17 protein-coding genes are annotated in these 16,812 nt (G+C 68.7%); 8 read left to right on the top strand and 9 right to left on the bottom strand.

Annotation, left to right across the window (positions count from 1 at the left end):
* Positions 1-36 precede the first annotated feature (36 nt).
* The gene (locus B7L05_RS02975) at positions 37-1,110 is read right to left on the bottom strand and encodes a nitronate monooxygenase family protein (protein WP_085808724.1); all 1,074 of its coding nucleotides are present in this window, start codon (positions 1,108-1,110) and stop codon (positions 37-39) included.
* Between the two features lie 176 nt (positions 1,111-1,286).
* Here B7L05_RS02975 and B7L05_RS16825 point away from each other — a divergent pair, with 176 nt between their 5' ends.
* The 3 genes from B7L05_RS16825 to B7L05_RS02985 are packed head-to-tail and all read left to right on the top strand — an operon-like array spanning position 1,287 to position 4,071.
* Positions 1,287-1,877 (top strand): SOS response-associated peptidase family protein, encoded by a 591-nt coding sequence (locus B7L05_RS16825; RefSeq protein WP_144037094.1) that lies wholly within the window; start codon positions 1,287-1,289, stop codon positions 1,875-1,877.
* Positions 1,874-3,070, top strand: coding sequence for a Na+/H+ antiporter NhaA (gene nhaA / locus B7L05_RS02980; protein ID WP_144037095.1), 1,197 nt, complete (start codon positions 1,874-1,876; stop codon positions 3,068-3,070). The genes B7L05_RS16825 and nhaA overlap by 4 nt, the downstream gene beginning before the upstream one ends.
* Positions 3,067-4,071 carry a histone deacetylase family protein gene (locus B7L05_RS02985; RefSeq protein ID WP_085808726.1) on the top strand — a complete coding sequence of 335 codons (1,005 nt, stop codon included), beginning with the start codon at positions 3,067-3,069 and terminating at the stop codon, positions 4,069-4,071. The genes nhaA and B7L05_RS02985 overlap by 4 nt, the downstream gene beginning before the upstream one ends.
* Before the next feature lie 4 nt (positions 4,072-4,075).
* Here B7L05_RS02985 and B7L05_RS02990 read toward each other — a convergent pair whose 3' ends face one another.
* Positions 4,076-5,305 (bottom strand): dipeptidase, encoded by a 1,230-nt coding sequence (locus tag B7L05_RS02990; RefSeq protein ID WP_085808727.1) that lies wholly within the window; start codon positions 5,303-5,305, stop codon positions 4,076-4,078.
* Between the two features lie 236 nt (positions 5,306-5,541).
* Here B7L05_RS02990 and B7L05_RS02995 point away from each other — a divergent pair, with 236 nt between their 5' ends.
* Positions 5,542-5,730 (top strand): hypothetical protein, encoded by a 189-nt coding sequence (locus tag B7L05_RS02995; RefSeq protein ID WP_085809067.1) that lies wholly within the window; start codon positions 5,542-5,544, stop codon positions 5,728-5,730.
* 9 nt (positions 5,731-5,739) lie between these two features.
* Here the strand turns inward: B7L05_RS02995 and B7L05_RS03000 are convergent, their stop codons facing one another.
* The 3 genes from B7L05_RS03000 to B7L05_RS03010 all read right to left on the bottom strand — a co-directional run bounded on the left by B7L05_RS03000 (position 5,740) and on the right by B7L05_RS03010 (position 8,792).
* Positions 5,740-6,399, bottom strand: coding sequence for a peptidylprolyl isomerase (locus B7L05_RS03000; protein WP_085808728.1), 660 nt, complete (start codon positions 6,397-6,399; stop codon positions 5,740-5,742).
* A gap of 53 nt (positions 6,400-6,452) precedes the next feature.
* Positions 6,453-7,835 carry a M20/M25/M40 family metallo-hydrolase gene (locus B7L05_RS03005; protein ID WP_085808729.1) on the bottom strand — a complete coding sequence of 461 codons (1,383 nt, stop codon included), beginning with the start codon at positions 7,833-7,835 and terminating at the stop codon, positions 6,453-6,455.
* 423 nt (positions 7,836-8,258) lie between these two features.
* Complete coding sequence (locus B7L05_RS03010) at positions 8,259-8,792, bottom strand: hypothetical protein (protein WP_085809068.1); 534 nt, start codon at positions 8,790-8,792, stop codon at positions 8,259-8,261.
* 84 nt (positions 8,793-8,876) lie between these two features.
* On the opposite strand from B7L05_RS03010, the gene B7L05_RS03015 reads away from it, so the two are divergent.
* Positions 8,877-9,248: a PRC-barrel domain-containing protein gene (locus B7L05_RS03015; RefSeq protein WP_085808730.1), complete on the top strand. Its 372-nt coding sequence runs from the start codon at positions 8,877-8,879 to the stop codon at positions 9,246-9,248.
* Positions 9,249-9,273: 25 nt separating this feature from the next.
* On the opposite strand, the gene uvrB is transcribed toward B7L05_RS03015, so the two are convergent.
* Positions 9,274-11,466 carry an excinuclease ABC subunit UvrB gene (uvrB, locus tag B7L05_RS03020; protein WP_085808731.1) on the bottom strand — a complete coding sequence of 731 codons (2,193 nt, stop codon included), beginning with the start codon at positions 11,464-11,466 and terminating at the stop codon, positions 9,274-9,276.
* A gap of 113 nt (positions 11,467-11,579) precedes the next feature.
* Here uvrB and B7L05_RS03025 point away from each other — a divergent pair, with 113 nt between their 5' ends.
* The gene (locus tag B7L05_RS03025) at positions 11,580-12,920 is read left to right on the top strand and encodes an amidohydrolase (protein ID WP_085808732.1); all 1,341 of its coding nucleotides are present in this window, start codon (positions 11,580-11,582) and stop codon (positions 12,918-12,920) included.
* Complete coding sequence (locus tag B7L05_RS03030; protein WP_085808733.1) at positions 12,917-13,243, top strand: hypothetical protein; 327 nt, start codon at positions 12,917-12,919, stop codon at positions 13,241-13,243. Before B7L05_RS03025 ends, B7L05_RS03030 begins: the two co-directional genes overlap by 4 nt.
* 18 nt (positions 13,244-13,261) lie before the next feature.
* Here the strand turns inward: B7L05_RS03030 and B7L05_RS03035 are convergent, their stop codons facing one another.
* The gene (locus tag B7L05_RS03035; protein WP_085809069.1) at positions 13,262-14,431 is read right to left on the bottom strand and encodes an MBL fold metallo-hydrolase; all 1,170 of its coding nucleotides are present in this window, start codon (positions 14,429-14,431) and stop codon (positions 13,262-13,264) included.
* 75 nt (positions 14,432-14,506) lie between these two features.
* The gene (locus B7L05_RS03040; protein ID WP_085808734.1) at positions 14,507-14,959 is read right to left on the bottom strand and encodes a DUF2721 domain-containing protein; all 453 of its coding nucleotides are present in this window, start codon (positions 14,957-14,959) and stop codon (positions 14,507-14,509) included.
* Positions 14,960-15,092: 133 nt separating this feature from the next.
* Between B7L05_RS03040 and B7L05_RS03045 the strand changes: the two genes are divergently transcribed.
* Positions 15,093-16,172 carry a GNAT family N-acetyltransferase gene (locus B7L05_RS03045; RefSeq protein WP_085808735.1) on the top strand — a complete coding sequence of 360 codons (1,080 nt, stop codon included), beginning with the start codon at positions 15,093-15,095 and terminating at the stop codon, positions 16,170-16,172.
* Here the strand turns inward: B7L05_RS03045 and B7L05_RS03050 are convergent.
* Complete coding sequence (locus B7L05_RS03050; RefSeq protein WP_085808736.1) at positions 16,147-16,809, bottom strand: TetR/AcrR family transcriptional regulator; 663 nt, start codon at positions 16,807-16,809, stop codon at positions 16,147-16,149. The two genes, B7L05_RS03045 and B7L05_RS03050, sit on opposite strands and share 26 nt — an antisense overlap.
* Positions 16,810-16,812 lie beyond the last annotated feature (3 nt).

A 16,812-nucleotide genomic window follows, 5' to 3' on the forward strand; every position in this document is an offset into this window, starting at 1 on the left:
AACGCCCGGACGGTGAGCGCCCGGGCCTCACTTCGCTCACTGGTCCGCATCCCCCTGCGCGCTAGTGTCTTGCGCCTCCCGCCACAGGGCCTCGACCAGCTGCGCGGCAGGCAGCGAACGCGCCAGCCGCGCGCCTTGGCCGGCCCAGTGCGCGCCGAAACCCGGCTCGCCGGCGGCGCGCGCCGCCGCGTTCAGCGCCTTACCCGCATCGTAGGCGATTGGATAATCCGGCGCGGGAAGCCCGGTCGCCTCTCCCCATCGGGTAAAGCGGTTCGTCAGGCAACGCGCCGGCCGGCCCGATATTGCGCTCGTCATCGTCGTGTGATGCGCAGCTTCCCCGAACAGCGCCGCGCGATAGCCGGTGTCGGCGCTGCTCTCCGGACACGCGACGAAGGCGGTGCCCAGCTGCGCGGCCGCGGCGCCTAGGCTGAGCGCCGCACGGATGCCGGCGCCATCCATGATCCCGCCGGCGGCGATGACGGGTAGGGTCGTATGCGTGACGAGCAGCCGCGTCAGCGCCACCGTGCCGAGGCGGTCATCGCGCGCCGCAGGATCGAACACGCCGCGATGCCCGCCGGCCTCCCAGCCCTGCGCGACGATCAGGTCGATGCCGGCCGCTTCGATCTGCCGCGCTTCATCGAGGTTGGTAGCAGAGGCGAGCAACAGGCTGCCGGCGCCCTTCAACGCCGCAATCTTTTCCTTTGGCGGCACGCCGAAGTGGAAACTGATCACCGGCGGCGCCGTCTCCAGCAGCATCGCAAGCATCGCGTCGTCATCGGCGAAGCTGGTGTAGATCGTCCTCAACGCTGCCGGTGGCGTCGCGCCGTAGCGCTCGAAAGTCGGCCGCAGCGCATCGATCCATCGCCGCTCGCGCATCGCGTCCGGTCGCGGCGTCGCATGGACGAAGAGATTGACGTTGAAGGCGCGGCAGGTGCGGGCGCGAACGGCGTCGATCATCGATCGTGCTCCGTCGGCATCGGTCGCGCCGACACCGATCGAACCCAGCCCGCCGGCCTCGGACACCGCAGCCGCCAATTGCGGTGTTGAAACGCCCGCCATCGGAGCCTGTACGATGGGAATGGTGACGCCGAGGTGCTGGAACGAGCGCATCACAGGGTCATGCGCGCGGCAGCGGCACTCCACAATCGCGCAGCAACCTAGCAGCCGTGCCACCGACGCGGCGCGATCGCACGCGCGAGCGAGGGGCAAGTGAATCGCCAACAGATCGATCGGAACCTGCCGACAACGTTAGCGCCCGCGCGCGCGACCCGCTAACCCTCCCCCGCATGTGCAACGAGGCCGCCCGCCGCATCGCCCTTGGCGAGCTCCGCAACGACTGGGGCGAGACGCGCATCCCGCTCGTCTTCCCCGAAGGCGCGCCCAACATGGCACCGCTCGACGGCTTCCGCATTACCGATTCGACGATCATCATCCGCGGCGTCGAGGGCGCTGCGGATCGGGCGGAGTGCGTCACGCGCCGCTGGAGCTGGCCGGGTGCGGGCGGGCGGCCGGTCTACAACTATCGCTCGGACGGGCGGAGCCTCGTCAAGGGCCGCTGCCTCATCCCGGTCGACGCGTTCTTTGAGTTCACCGCGCCGGCCGATCCCAAGGCGAAGCGCAAAGACAAATGGGCCTTTCGCCTCGTCGATCATTCGTGGTTCTGCATTGCCGGTCTGTGGCGGCACGACGCGGCCGTCGGCGAAGCCTTCACCATGCTGACGTGCGAGCCGGGTCCCGATATCGCGCCCTACCATTCGCGCCAGGTCGTCGTGCTCGGCCGCGATACCTGGGCAGCGTGGCTCGATCCGGCGGTTCCCTCGGCCGATCTGTGCCGGCCGCTGCCCGCGGGCAGCCTCTCGGTGGAGCCGGCGCGTTGACGCGGCGCCGCTCCGCGCTGCGCGCGTTCCTCGCGAACGAGGCCGCCGGCGGCGTCGTCCTGATCGTCGCCGCGATCCTCGCGATGATCGTCGCCAATCTGCCCGTGACGGCGGAAGGCTATGCGCACGCGCTCCATGCCGAGATTGGGCCGGTCCTCGCGCCGCAGCTCGGCGCGATGACGGTCCACCTGTGGATCAACGATGGGCTGATGGCGCTGTTCTTCCTGCTCGTCGGGCTGGAGATCAAGCGCGAGTTCGTCGACGGCCGGCTGGCACAGGCCGATCAGCGCCGCCTGCCCTTCCTCGCCGCCGCCGCCGGCATGGCGGTCCCCGCGCTCGTCTTCCTCGCGATCGTCGGCGACGCGCCGCAGCTGCAGCGCGGCTGGGCGATCCCCGCGGCGACCGATATCGCCTTCGCCGTCGGCATCATGGCGATGCTGGGCTCGCGCGTTCCCTCCGCGCTGAAGCTGCTGCTGACGACGGTGGCGATCGTCGACGATATGGGCGCCGTCGCGATCATCGCGCTCGCCTATACTGATCAGATCAGCGCTGTTGCGCTCGCCGGCGCGGGGCTCGCCACGATCGTTCTCTACGTCATGAACCGGCGCGGGATTATGGTGCTGTGGCCGTATCTGCTCGTCGGCGCCGCATTGTGGCTGTTCGTGCTGCGATCGGGCGTCCATGCGACGATCGCGGGCGTCGTGACCGCGGCCTTCGTGCCGATCGTCCGCACGCCCGGCGCCCCCGACGCCGCGCACTCGTCGCTTCACCGCCTCGAACACGCGCTTCACCCGTGGGTCGCCTTCGCGGTCGTGCCGCTGTTCGCCTTCGCCAATGCCGGCGTCGCGCTGGGCGCCACGGGTTGGGCGATCGCCGGCGAGCCGCTCGTGCTCGCGGTGGCGGCAGGGCTGTTCTTCGGCAAGCAGATCGGCATCTTCGGCATGATCTGGGGCGCCGCGCGGCTCGGCATCGCCAAGCCGCCGCATCGCGTCAGCTGGGCACAGCTCTACGGCATGGCGCTGCTCGCCGGGATCGGCTTCACAATGAGCCTGTTCATCGGCACGCTCGCCTTCCCCGGCGACCCCCCGCTGGTCGAGGAAGTGAAGGTCGGGGTGCTCGCCGGCTCGATCGCATCGGCGCTTGCCGGCGCGATCGTCCTCGCGCTCGCCAAGCCCGCGAGCCGGGCGTCGTGAAGCGCTTCTTCTCGCCCGCACAGCTTGCGCACGCGCCACGGCACGAGCTCCATAACGGCGGCTTCACCGACTATGCTGAGAAGCCGGAACGCGCTCAGGCGATCCTCGACGCGATCGGCGGCGCGGACGCCCCGCCCGATTGCGGCGACGCGCCGATCCTCGCGGTGCATTCGCCCGACTATTGCGCGTTCCTGCAACAAGCGCCCGCCGCCTGGGCTGCCGCCGGACGCCCCGGCGATGCCCTGCCCTATGCCTTTCCGATCGTCGGCCGCCGCCCGCTGCGACTCGACCGGGTCGACGCGCTGCTCGGCCGCCACTCGTTCGACGCGACGACGCCCATCACCGCGCAGACCTGGGCCAGCGCCTACGGCAGCGCACAGTCGGCGCTCGCCGCGACACACGCGGTGCTCGGCGGGGAACGCGCCGCCTTCGCGCTATGTCGTCCGCCCGGCCACCACGCCGGCGCCGATTATTGCGGCGGCTACTGCCACCTCAACATCGCCGCGATCGCCGCGCAGGCGGCGCGCGACGCGGGCCACGCGCGCGTCGCGATCCTCGATATCGATTATCACCACGGCAACGGCACGCAGGACATCTTCTGGCAGCGCGGCGATGTCTTCTACGCCAGCGTCCACGCCGACCCCGCAACCGATTATCCCTTCTACTGGGGCCACACCGACGAGACCGGCGAGGGCGCTGGCGAAGGCGCGACGCTCAACCTGCCACTGCCGCACGGCACCACGCTTGACGCGTTCCGCACGGCGCAGAGCCGCGCTCTCGACGCAATTGCGCGCTGGGGCGCGAGCTTCCTCGTGCTCAGCTTCGGCGCGGACACGTGGGAGGGCGATCCGATCAGCCACTTCGCGCTGCGCACGCCCGATTACACCGTAATCGGGCGCGATATCGCTGCGCTCGGGCTGCCGACCGCGATCGTGATGGAGGGTGGCTATGCGATCGACGCGCTCGGCGCCAACGTCGCAAGCCTCCTCGCCGGCTTCTGAGGCTTCAGTTCAGCGCAGTCGCGTCGATCGGCGGCCGGCCCTTCTGGCTTGCCGCCACCGCCCCCACCCTCTCGATCACGCGCAGCACGTTGCCTTGCGCCAGTGCCGCGAGATCGGCATCGTTCCATCCACGCCGGGCAAGCTCGGCGAACAGCCGCGGATAGCCGTCCACCCCCGCCATATCCTCGGGCGCTGTGCCGCCGATGCCGTCGTAATCGCCGCCGATCCCGACCGCGCCGCGCCCTGCCACGCGCGCGATATGCTCGACGTGGTCGGCAACGGTCGCGGCGGTCACACGCGGCATCGGATGCGCGGCATCCCACGCGACGAGCGGCGCGGGCGCCTTGGGGCCGTAGGCATCGGTGGCGAGCCCGTTCGCCTTGCCGAACGCGGTCCGCTCGCGATCCCACGCCCGCCACGCGCTCGACAGGAACGCCGGATAGACGTTGACCATCACCACGCCGCCCGCCGCCCCGATCCGCCGCAGCAGATCGTCAGGGATGTTGCGCGGCGCATCCGCCAGCGCGCGCGCCGAGGAATGCGACGCGATTACCGGCGCCACCGCGACGTCGAGGACCGCAGCCAGCGTCGCGTCGGACACGTGGCTCACGTCGACGATCATCCCGATGCGGTTCATCTCCGCCACTACCTGCCGCCCGAAGGCAGTGAGCCCGTTCGCGCGCGGGGCGTCGGTCGACGAATCGGCCCAGGCAAGGCTCTTGCCATGCGTCAGCGTCATGTAACCGACGCCGAGCGCCTTCATCTGGCGCAGCACCGAGAGCCGCCCGTCGATCTGATGCCCACCCTCGATCCCGATCAACGAGGCGATCCGCCCGCCGCGCTGCGCCTCGCGGATGTCGGTGGCGCTTGTCGCCAGGGCAAACGCAGTTGGGTTCGCCGCGACGAAGCGGCGTACGATGTCGATCTGCTCGAGCGTCATTTCCACCGCGCGCGGCCCGGTCGTGTCGGCGGGTATCCACACCGACCAGAACTGCCCGCCTACCCCGCCCCGCCGAAGGCGCGGCACATCGGTCTGCAGCGGATACGGCAGCGCGGCCGTATCGCGCGAGAGATCCAGTGCCTCCACCCGCGCCTCGTGCCGCTCGCGGATTTCCCAGGCGAGATCGTTGTGGCCGTCGATAATCGGGGAACGTTCCAGCAATTGCGTCACGCGTGCGGGCACCGGCGGCGACGCGGGCGCCGCGGCGGCAAGCAGGATGGCGATCAACGACATTGAGGCTCCCCATATCGGAACGGAACGGAAACGGAGATACCGCGTTCCGCACCATTCCCTCCCGGCGATCGTGCCGGGATACGCAGCATTGGAACGTCACGCGGCCGAAAGATCAAGGTAAACGGCCGTTGCTATATCAACGCCATGTGCCGTGTTTCGAACGTCCGCCACCCGCCTGATTTAAAACTGTAAAATCGCGCCCATATGGAAGCGCAGGAGAGACCGGAGTAGCATTGGTGACCGACGACAAGGACTATTTCTACCGCCGCGCCGAACTCGAGCTGGAAATGGCGCAGCGCACCGAGCATCCGGAGGCGGTGAAGGCGCATTACACGATCGCCAGCTACTATCTGGACAAGGTTTATAACGACACGGACGAAGCGGCCGCTGATCCCGCCGCGTCGGACGAGCCGACGCCTGCCTAGCGTCGCCGCTCAGCCGTCCTTGCGCCCCTCGATCAGCCATGGGCGCGGGCGGCCGGTGGGGCGTGGTTTGCCGTCGAGCCGCACTGATCGGGTGATGACGACGGGCTTCATCAGCATCGTTCCTGCCATCCGCCCGCCGGTCGGCTGCGCCAGGATGCGTTTGATCACCGCTTGCCCCCCCACGACCCGGCCGAACGCCGCATAGCCCGGATTGGTCTTCGTCCAGTCCATCTGCGGCGCGGCGCCGACAGTGATGAACCAATTGCCGTTCGCCGATCCGGGCGGCCCGCGCCGCGCCATCGATATCGTCATGTCGAGGTGCTTGATCCCCGTCTTCGCCGTCGATTCATGCGGGATCAGATCAAGGAAGCGGCGCGCGTCAGTGCGGATGCCCGATTGCACGAAGCCATATTGCGGCGCCGCCTTGTTGCGCGCCACGCGATAGAAGGCGATCCCGTCGAACCGCCCGTCGTCGACATAGCGCATGAAGTTGGCGGTCGTCTCCGGCGCTCGCTTCGCGTTCAGCGCCAGCACGATCGGCCCCATCGCCGTCTCCAGCCGCACGCGGACGAACCCCGGCGTCGGCCGATCGGCGCGCTGCGCGGCGGCGGGGGCCATGATCGCGGGCAGCATCGCGCCGATCAGCGCGGACGACAGGATGATACGCATCCCCGCGCGGTAGCCGCCGACGCTTCGCAGCGCCAGCGCTCCGCGCGCTCACCTCATTTCGACAGATCGGTCAGCACCGACCGGTAATAGCGCACGCCCAGTGGCACGTTGTCGATCGGGGTGCGCTCGTTCAGCCCGTGCGCGAACTCGTCCGATTCCTTCAGGAACAGCGGGCTGATGCCGTAGCTGGGGATGCCGACCGAACGGAACCACATCGAATCGCTCGCGCCGGCGGACATCGACGGGAACACCGGCACGCCGGGCCGCACCGCGCCGATCGCCTTCTTCACCGCGGTCATCAGGTCGGGGCGCAGCGGCGAGGCGTCGGTCGGGTTCGATCCCTCGGTCACGTCGCTGAACTTTACCGCCGGATCGGCGGCGACGCGTTGCAGCTCGGCCATCACCGCCGCGGGCTTCACGCCCGGAAAGATGCGGCAGTTGATGTTGGCGGTCGCGCGCTGCGGCAGCGCATTCAGCGCGTGCCCGCCGCTTATCGTTGTCGTCACGCACGTGGTGCCGATCTGCCCGACATAGGCGGGGCTCGCCGCCAGCGTTTCGATCGCCGCCTTGTCAGCCGGGTTCGCCGCAAAAGCGCGCATCGCCTTGCCGAGTTCGGGTGTCTGCCGCGCGGCGATGCCCTCGAAATATCCCTTGGTGATCGGACTCAGCTGCGGCGCGAAGCGATAGCCGCCGATCCGCGCCAGTGCCGCTGCCAGCTGGTTGATCGCATTGTCACGCCGTGGCGCCGACGAATGGCCGCCGGCGTTGGTCACCTCGAGCTGGAAATCGGCGTAGGTCTTTTCCGCTGCACCCACGGTGAAATATTGCGGCCGCCCGTCCTCGCCCAGCAGCCCGCCGCCGCCATCGACGTTGAGCGCCATCTCCGCCCCCTTCAACCGCTCGGCGAGGATCGACGATGTCTTCATCACCGTTTCCTCGTCGCCCGAGAAGGCAAGTACGATGTCGCGCCGCGGCGTGTAGCCGGCACGTTTCATGTCGATCAGCGTGGCGACCACCAGCGCCATGTCGAGCTTCATGTCGGTCGCGCCGCGGCCGAAGAGATAGCCGTTCTCGATCACGGGGGTGAACGGGTCGCGCTGCCAGTCGGCAGGCTTCGCCTCGACGACATCCATATGGCCGGAGATGACGAGGGCCGGCGCCTTTGGATCACTCCCGCGCCACCGGGCCATGAACAGCGCGGTATCGTCGACCGGCTCGACGGTAATGTCCCCGGCTGGGAACCCCGCCGCCACCATCTGCTGCTTGAGATAGGCCGCCGCCGCCGGCGTCTGGTTGCCGGCCCCGCGCACCGTGCGCAGCGCGATCAGCTTCTTGGCGATCTCGATCGCCTGCGCGTCCGCCGCGCCTGCCGCCGGCGCCGCTTGCGCGCTGCTCGCCGCCAGCAACATCGCCGCGAGCATCCCAACCATCTTCATCTGCTGACCCCCTGCTTTCCCGCCACGCTACCGGGACGGTCCAGATATGAGAAGGGGCGGATATGAGAAGAGCCAGATATGAGAAGAGGTTGCCGAACGATCCCGCAGGACCGCCCGACAACCCCTAAACATGGTCAGCGGCCGGAGAGCTCCAGCCCGGGAGACCATGCGGGCCTCTACTGCCTATGCATTCCGGCGTTGCCTGGGGGAGGATACCCCCCGCCGGGCCGCGGCGGCGTTAGAAGCGCGTCCCCCGAACGAACTGAACCGACCCCATTGCTGAACCATGAGACATCGGATCACCTCCTTTCGCTGGTTGATAACGAGCGTGGCCAGCCCGGCCACACCGGCAATGTCAGCCGAACCGCGGCGCGATGCAAGGGGTGTTTTGCACGGCCCGCCGCTTCACCCGCCACATCCGCATCAGCCGCGGCAATCCTCGATTACGCGCCCGATCTCGGCATATGTCGGCAGCACCAGCGGCGGCGTGCCGGCCTGTTCCAGCGCCACGCGTCCGCGGCTGAACGCCATCGCGTCGAGCAGTGGATCGCGCGTGCCGAGCTCCGCCGCGACATACGGCAGCGCGCCACCCGTCGGCCGAACCGGCAACGCGCGCGTTGTGCTGCTGGTACGCACCGTCATCGCCCCGGTCGCGTCGCCGGCGCGCGACAGATAGACGCGCCCCGCCCCCCGATCGCAGCGCAGCACCGCGCGCGCGTCGCCGCCCGCCTGCCCGAACATCGCGCGCGATCCGCGCTCATCGCGCCGGTAGGTCCACGTCCCCGGCGTGCGCGGCCAATCCTGCCAGTCCGACGCGAGCGGCGCGGGCGCGGGTGCCGGCGCAGGTCTCGGGGCCGGAGCGGGCGGCGGCGGCGCGGGCGGTTCGGCCGGCGGCGCGACGCAGCAGGTGACGGCGAGCATCAGGGCGCTGGCGGCGATGGGGCGAAGGTGGCGCATCGCGTGCACCCTAGCGGCCCTGCCGAAAGGCTCAACCGGAACCGGCGCGGCCCCGGAGCGGTTCAGCGCGGCAGGAGGATCTTTATGAGCACGACCGATACGCAGACCCTGGTACTGATCGAAACGTCGCTCGCCGGCACGATGAAGGTCGAGAGTCGCGACGGCGACAAGCTTGGCAGCGTATCAGCCTTCATGGTCCACAAGCGCACCGGCCGCGCGACGCACGCCGTGCTCAGCCTCGGCGGCTTCCTGGGCGTCGGCAAAAGCTATTACCCCCTGCCCTTCTCGCTGCTGCAATTCGATCCGGTGCGCGACCTCTACGTTGTCACGATCGATCGACGGCTGCTCGAGGGCGGGCCGAGCTGGGCGAACAACGCCCCGCAATTCGACCAGGCCTATGCCGATCGCGTTGCGAGCTACTACGGCGCGGGAACCGAGGATCTCTCGCTAAACTGACGCGACGGCGGAAGCGAAGCGGCGATCAGCGCCGCTTCGCCATCCGCATCTGCTGTTGCTTGCCGAAACGCGTCTTGCGCGTCCCCGGCTTGCCCTCGTTGCTGCGCCCCATCAGCGGCGCCTTCTGCTCGTGCACCGGCAGGCCGAGCTCTTCCTGCTCGAGGTTGCGGATCTCGTCGCGCAGGCGACCCGCTTCCTCGAACTCGAGGTCCGCCGCGGCCTTGCGCATCTTCTTCTCGAGCTCCTCGATATACGCGCGCAGATTGTGCCCAACCATGTGCGGCCGCTGCTCGTCACCCGTATCCACCAGCACGCTGTCCTGGTTGGAGACGTGCGCGATGATGTCGCCGATGTTGCGCTTGATCGTCGTCGGCGTGATGCCGTGTTCGAGGTTGTACGCTTCCTGCTTCTCGCGGCGGCGCGCGGTCTCGTTCATCGCCCGCTCCATCGAGCCGGTGATCCGGTCGGCATAGAGGATCACCCGTCCGTCGACGTTGCGCGCGGCGCGTCCGATCGTCTGGATCAGCGACGTCTCGGAACGCAGGAAGCCTTCCTTATCGGCATCCATGATGCACACGAGGCCACATTCGGGAATGTCGAGGCCCTCGCGGAGCAGGTTGATGCCGATCAGCACGTCGTACACGCCCAGCCGAAGGTCGCGGATCAGCTCGATACGCTCCAGCGTCTCGACGTCGGAGTGCATGTAGCGGACCTTGACGCCCGCCTCGTGCATATACTCGGTCAGGTCCTCGGCCATGCGCTTGGTCAGCGTGGTGACGAGCGTACGATAACCTAGCTCGGCTGTCTTGCGGCACTCGACGATGCAGTCCTGCACCTGCTCCTCGACCGGCTTGATCTCGACCGGCGGATCGATGAGGCCGGTGGGGCGGATCACCTGCTCAGCAAAGACGCCGCCGGTCTGCTCCATCTCCCATCCGCCTGGCGTCGCGGAGACGCTGACAGTCTGCGGGCGCATCGCGTCCCATTCGTTGAAGCGCAGCGGCCGGTTGTCGATGCAGCTCGGCAGGCGGAAGCCGTACTCCGCCAGCGTGATCTTCCGCCGATGGTCGCCGCGCGCCATCGCGCCGATCTGCGGTACCGTCTGGTGGCTCTCGTCGACGAACAGCAGCGCATTCTCGGGGAGATATTCGAACAGCGTCGGCGGCGGCTCGCCCGGCAGGCGGCCGGTGAGGAAGCGGCTGTAATTCTCAATCCCGTTGCAGCTGCCCGTCGCCGCGATCATCTCGAGATCGAAATTGGTGCGCTGCTCCAGCCGCTGATGCTCCAGCAGCTTGCCCTCCGCCTCTAGTTCCTTGAGCCGCTCGGTCAGTTCGTGGCGGATCGCCTCGCTCGCCTGTTTCATCGTCGGGCCGGGCGTCACATAGTGCGAATTGGCGTAGATCCGCACCGAGTTCATGCTCGCCGCCTTCTTGCCGGTCAGCGGATCGAACTCGACGATCTCCTCGATATCGTCGCCGAAGAAGCTGATCCGCCACGCCGCATCCTCGAGGTGCGACGGGAAGATTTCCAGATTGTCGCCCTTCACGCGGAAATTGCCGCGCGCGAAAGCCGCGTCGTTGCGCTTGTACTGCAGCGCGACGAGCTTGCGGACGATCTCGCGCTGGTCGACGGTCTGGCCTTTCTTCAGATCGAAGATCATCGCCGAATAGGTCTCGACCGATCCGATGCCGTAGAGGCACGATACCGAAGCGACGATCAGCACGTCGTCCCGCTCCAGCAGCGATCGCGTGGCCGAGTGGCGCATCCGGTCGATCGCCTCGTTTACCGAGCTTTCCTTCTCGATGTACGTGTCGGACCGCGGGACGTACGCCTCCGGTTGATAATAATCATAGTAGCTGACGAAATATTCGACAGCATTCTCCGGAAAGAAGCTCTTGAATTCGCCGTAGAGCTGCGCCGCGAGGATCTTGTTGGGCGCTAGGATCAGCGCCGGGCGCTGCAACTGCTCGATCACCTTGGCCATGGTGAAGGTCTTGCCCGATCCGGTGACGCCCAGCAGCACCTGATCCTTCTCGCCCGCCAGCGCCGCCTGCGTCAGCTCGGCGATCGCCGCCGGCTGATCACCCGCCGGCTCGTAATCGGACACCAGCTTGAACCGGCGCCCGCCCTCCACCTTCTCGGGCCGGGTCGGGCGATGCGGAACGAAGCCTGCGCCGGTTTCTGGTTCGTCGAGAGTCGTTCGGATCTGGATCGCCATGCGCACGATATGGGTCGGATCAGGGGCGAACGAAAGGGCGTGGGCGGCGACGAAGCGGCTTCACCACGCGCCCGCGCCGGCTATGGTGCCACCCGATCAATCGAGGGAATCGCATGCGCCGCACCATCACCGCCATCCTGCTCGCCGCAGCCCCCGTGCCCGCGCTCGCCGCACCCGATTACCAGGCACAGGTGAAGGCCGATTGGGATCGCGACCTCGGCAAATTGTGGGACCAGTTCCACCGCAATCCCGAGCTGTCGTTCCGCGAGATCAAGACCGGCGCGGCAATGGCGGCCGAATTGCGCAAGGTGCCCGGCATGCAGGTGACGGAAAAGGTCGGCCAGACCGGCGTCGTCGGCGTGCTGAAGAATGGCGCCGGGCCCGTAGTGCTGATCCGCGCCGACATGGACGGGCTGCCGGTGGAGGAGAAATCCGGCCTCGCCAACGCGTCCAAGGTTCGCCAGGTCGGCGTGGACGGCGTCGAGGCGCCGGTGATGCACGCCTGCGGCCACGATACGCACATCGTCGCGCTGCTCGCATCTGCGCGCCGCCTCGCCGCGCTCAAGGATCGCTGGGCCGGCACGATCGTGTTCATCGTCCAGCCGGCTGAGGAGCGCGTCGGCGGTGCCAAGGCGATGCTCGCGGATGGCCTCTACAGCAAATTCCCCAAGCCCGATTACGCGCTCGCCTTCCACGTCGCCGCCGCGATGGAGACGGGCAAGGTCGCGGCTGGCGAGACGATCCAATATTCCTCGTCCGACTCGGTCGACATCACCATCCCCGGCATCGGCGCGCACGGCGCCAGCCCGCACATGGGCAAGGACCCGGTTTACATGGCCTCGCAGCTGGTCGTCGCGCTGCAGGGGCTTGTCAGCCGCGAGCGCTCGCCGCTCGCGCCCGGCGTCATCACCGTGGGCTCATTCCACGCCGGGCTGAAGCACAACATCATCTCGGACGAGGCGAAGCTGCAGGTAACAGTGCGCGCTAATGACGAGGCGACGCGCGCGCAGCTCCTCGCCGGGATCAAGCGCGTCGCCGCCGGCATCGGCACGCTGAACGGCATGCCGGCGGACAAGATGCCCGTCGTGACGGTGAGCGAGGGTACGCCGACGACGATCAACGACACGCCGCTTGCCAAGCGGCTCAATGCGGTGATGGTCGACACGCTCGGCGCCGCCAACGTCGTGCCGTTCGAACAGATGGGCATGGGGGCGGAGGATTTCGCCTATCTGGTGCAGCCCGACACGGGCGTGAAAGGCTATTATTTCGCGGTCGGCGGCACGCCGCGCGCGGCGTTCGAGGCGGAGCGCCAGGGCGGGCCCGCGGTGCCCTCGCACCACTCGCCGCTGTTTAAGATCACCCCCGAACCCGTCATCGTCACCGGCGCGACAGCGATGACCGCCGCCGCACTTGATCTGCTTAAGCCCGGCGCCGCTGCGGGAGCCGCGCAGTGACCCGAGCCACCGCTGCGCTCGGCGCGCTGCTTCCCGCGATCCTGCTCGCCGCATGTGACGTCGGCCCCGACCCCGCCGAGGTCGCGCGCATCCGCGAGGGCACCGAGGCGGTCCGCGCGACGCTCAAGCAGCCTCAGACCGCGCAGTTCAAGAACGTCGCGGCGTATGGCCAGACGGTGTGCGGCGAGGTCAACGCCAGCGTCGGCATGGGGCAAACGGGCTACGAGCGCTTCATCCTCAAAGACGGCAAGGTCACGCTCGCGTCGCAACTGTCGACCGATACCGCGATGGATCAGCGCTGGGCCGCCGACTGCAAGAAATGATCCGCGCCCGGCGGCGCGTTAGCGCAGCGCGCTGACCGCCGGGCTGCGCAGCGCCGGCCCGATCCGCGCCTCATCGATCCGCTGCGTCGGCGGCGCGTAGCTCGGCACCTCCACCGGCGCGCCGATCGGCACCGGCGCGAATGCCGCCGGGTCGCCGCCGCTCGCGCGAAGCACCGCGTCGAGCATCCGCGGCGGCGTGTCGCGCCCCTCGTAGCTCAGCCGGAACGTGCCCCAGTGGATTGGGATCGCGTGCGCCGCGCCGAGCCGTGCAAACACCTGCGCGGCCTGGCCGGGCCCGATATGGCTGCCCGATTCCATCTGTCCCGGCACGAAGCGGAACGCCCCGATCGGAATCAGCGCCAGCCGCACCGGGCCAAGCGCCGCCGCTTCCGCTGGCCATTTGCCGTCCCCCAGCCCCGTGTCGCCGGCGAAGAACAAATTGCCGCCCGGCAGGCGAACGACAAAGGCGGACCACAGCGCACGGTTGCGATCGGCGAACCAGCGGCTGCCCCAGTGATGGTTGCGCACCACCGCCACCTCGATCCCGGGCCGCACCGCCACGCGCTGCCCCCAATCGATCGCGGTCGCGCGCGCGCCGGTCTGCCCGATGACGCTGTCGTTGCCGAGGCTCGTTACGATCGTCGGCCGGTCGCGCTCCCACAGCCGCTTCAGCGTCGCCTTATCGAGATGGTCGTAGTGATTGTGGCTGACGAGGATGAGGTCGATCTTGGGCAGGTCCTCGATCCGGATGCCCGGCGCGGTTACGCGCGTCGGCCCGAACCCGAACGGTCCGGCATTCTCGGCCCAAATCGGATCGGTGAGGATGTTGATCCCCTGCGTCTGAACCAGCACGCTCGCGTGGCCGATCCACGTCGCGACCATCCGCGCGCCCGCGATCCGCGGCGCCGGGCGATGCTGCGTCACCGCGACGCGCTCGGGCCACGCCGGCCGCCCGTCAGTCCCGGTCAGGTTGCGCCAGAGGAAGCCGGCGCGGCTGCCGCCCGTCGGCGGGCGCGCGGTATCCTCGTCTCCGTCAGGATTGAAGAAGCGCGCGCTGTCGAAATGGTCGCTCGCCGGCCCCTCATAATAGATGCGGTCGAGGAAGCGCGGCACGATCGTCACGGTCAGCAGCATCGCGACGACGACGAACAGCGCGATCGCGCCAAGTCGCGTGAGGATCAGCGCCATCGTCTCGTCCCATGCTGCGTAGCGATTGATAAAGATCAAGCGGCTCGGCGGGTTCCGCCGACCGTCATCTGCCCGTCACCCGCGAAGCAGTTCGTCGCGCACGTGGATCGCACGCAGCGAGATCCGCACCTCGATCATGAACGAGACCAGGCTGGCGATCAGCAGCAGCATCGCGAGGATGAAGGCAACCGCGACATATTGCCCGATATGCAGCTTGGCGAGCACCGCGACGAACAGCAGCGCGACGACCGCGCAGGTCATCACCGCCGACGAGACCGCGAGGAACAGCGCGCGGTTGATGATCGTCATGCGCCGGTCGAGCAGCCGCAATTCCCACACGTGGCGATCGTGCTCAGGCCCGCTCGATCGCGGGTGCAGCGCCTCGAGTGCCCGCGCGCGATCGATCACGCGCGACAGCCGCCCCGCGAGCACGTTGAGCAGCGCGCCGATCCCCGCCAGCATAAACACCGGGCTCAGCGACAGCTGAATCGTCTGCGCGATCGTCAACACTTCGGGCGAGTAGGGCATGCCGCGTGATGTGCCGCGCTGTCGGATCGTGGGCAAGCGGCAACGCCGCGGTAACCCCCGCCGCCGCAGCAATGCGGCGGTAACCCCCCTGCGGCAACGCCGCGGTAACTCCTGTCGCGCTAAGCGCGCGGTCATGACCAAGCCGCTCGTCCTCGATGCGTTCGAACGCCTGCCCCGGCTGGTCCGCACCACCTTCGTCGAAGGGCTGTCGAACACGATCGATCAGGTGGCGGAAGCGGCCGCGCCGAGCCACGGCTTCCTTCGCCAGTCGTGGTTCGCGGCGGCGATAACCGCGTACGGCGGACGGGCGCGCACGCTCACCGTCCACGCCGAGGATCACCCCGTTCTGGCGCTACCGCTGGTATCGGTCGGCCCCGCGCTGCTCGGCGTCGCGGCGGTGCCAGGGAGCTACTGGCCGTTCCGCAGCTTTCCGCTGGCGCAGGATGCCGGCGCCGAGGTGCTCGATGCCGCGCTCGCGGCGCTCGCCCCGCGGATCGCCGCGCTGCGTATCGGTCCGGTGTACGATGACGATGCGGCCGTCATCCCGCTGCTCGACGCGGCGCGCGCGCGCGGCTGGGGCGTCGTCGGGCGCTTCATCGCATCGAGCTTCCTGCTCGACATGGCCGCGGCGCGCGCCGAGGGCACGTGGCCGCGCAATTCCACGCTGCGCAAGAATCGCTTCCACGAGAAGCATCTCGCCGAACACGGCCGGCTCGAATGGCGCTTCGTCTCGGGCGCCGACTGGCCAGCCGCGTTCGACGATTTCGCGGCGGTCGAATGGACCAGCTGGATCGCGACGCGCACCGACGGGCGCGACGCCAAGTTCACGCGTGCGGGACACGGCGCCTTCTGGCGCGCCGCCGCCGCCGATCCGGTGCTCGCCGCGATGTTCCGCGCGGCGCTCCTCACCGTCGACGATCGCCCCGCCGCCTTCTCGTTCGATATCGACGCCGGCCCGCTCAAATATGCGATCGCCAACAGCTACGACCCCGCCTTCGCCAAACATTCGCCGGGCAAGCTGCTCTACTATCGCAACCTCGTCGACGCGCTCGATCGCGGCATCGCCCGCGTCGACTGGGGGGCGGGCGACAGCGGCTACAAGCGAACGATCGGCGCCGCCGAAGGCCCTGCGATCCGCGACTGGCTGCTGCTTCGCCCCGGCGTGCCCGCCACGCTGGCGCCGGCGATCAGGCGCCTCTGGCGGGGCCGATGAGCACCGCCTCGACCGCGTCGATCATCCCCTCGGTCGCCACCGGCTCGCCCCAATAGGGGTGGTCGAGCCCCGCGCCGGCATCGCGCGCCGCCTCGCGCCCGGCGAGCAGCGTGCGCAGCGACAGACCTGCGAACAGCAGTCGTTGATTAACCAATGCGAGCGGCAGGTGATCGAGCAGGCGGTGGAAATGCGTCAGGCACCGCACATAGCCCGCCGAATGCTCGCCCCCCGCCCATTGATCGAACATCTGCCGCCGCTCGGTCTGCATGCTCGTCATGAAGCGGAAATACGTCTCGCTCTCACCGTTCGCCCCGCCCATCTCGGCATTGGGAACGACGAGCGCACGGACAACATCGCGCAGCTCGACCGGCCCGCGCGCCTCCGCCTCGTCGAGCATCCGCATGCGCAGCCCGTCGATCAGATCGGCGCCCTCGACGACGAGTTCGCGCAGCAGATCGTCCTTGCTGCCGAAATAATAATGCACCGCCGCCGCGTTGCGCTGTCCTGCCGCCTCGACGATCTCGCGCATGCCCACCGCCGCGATCCCGCGCTCGGCGAACAGGCGGCGGGCGGCGCGCTTCAGCTCGTTTCGGGTGGTGCCGCCACGGCCGGCGGATTGGGGACGCGCAAGGTTCATACG

This window comes from Sphingomonas sp. TZW2008, assembly GCF_002117915.1.
Taxonomy (GTDB): domain Bacteria; phylum Pseudomonadota; class Alphaproteobacteria; order Sphingomonadales; family Sphingomonadaceae; genus Sphingomonas.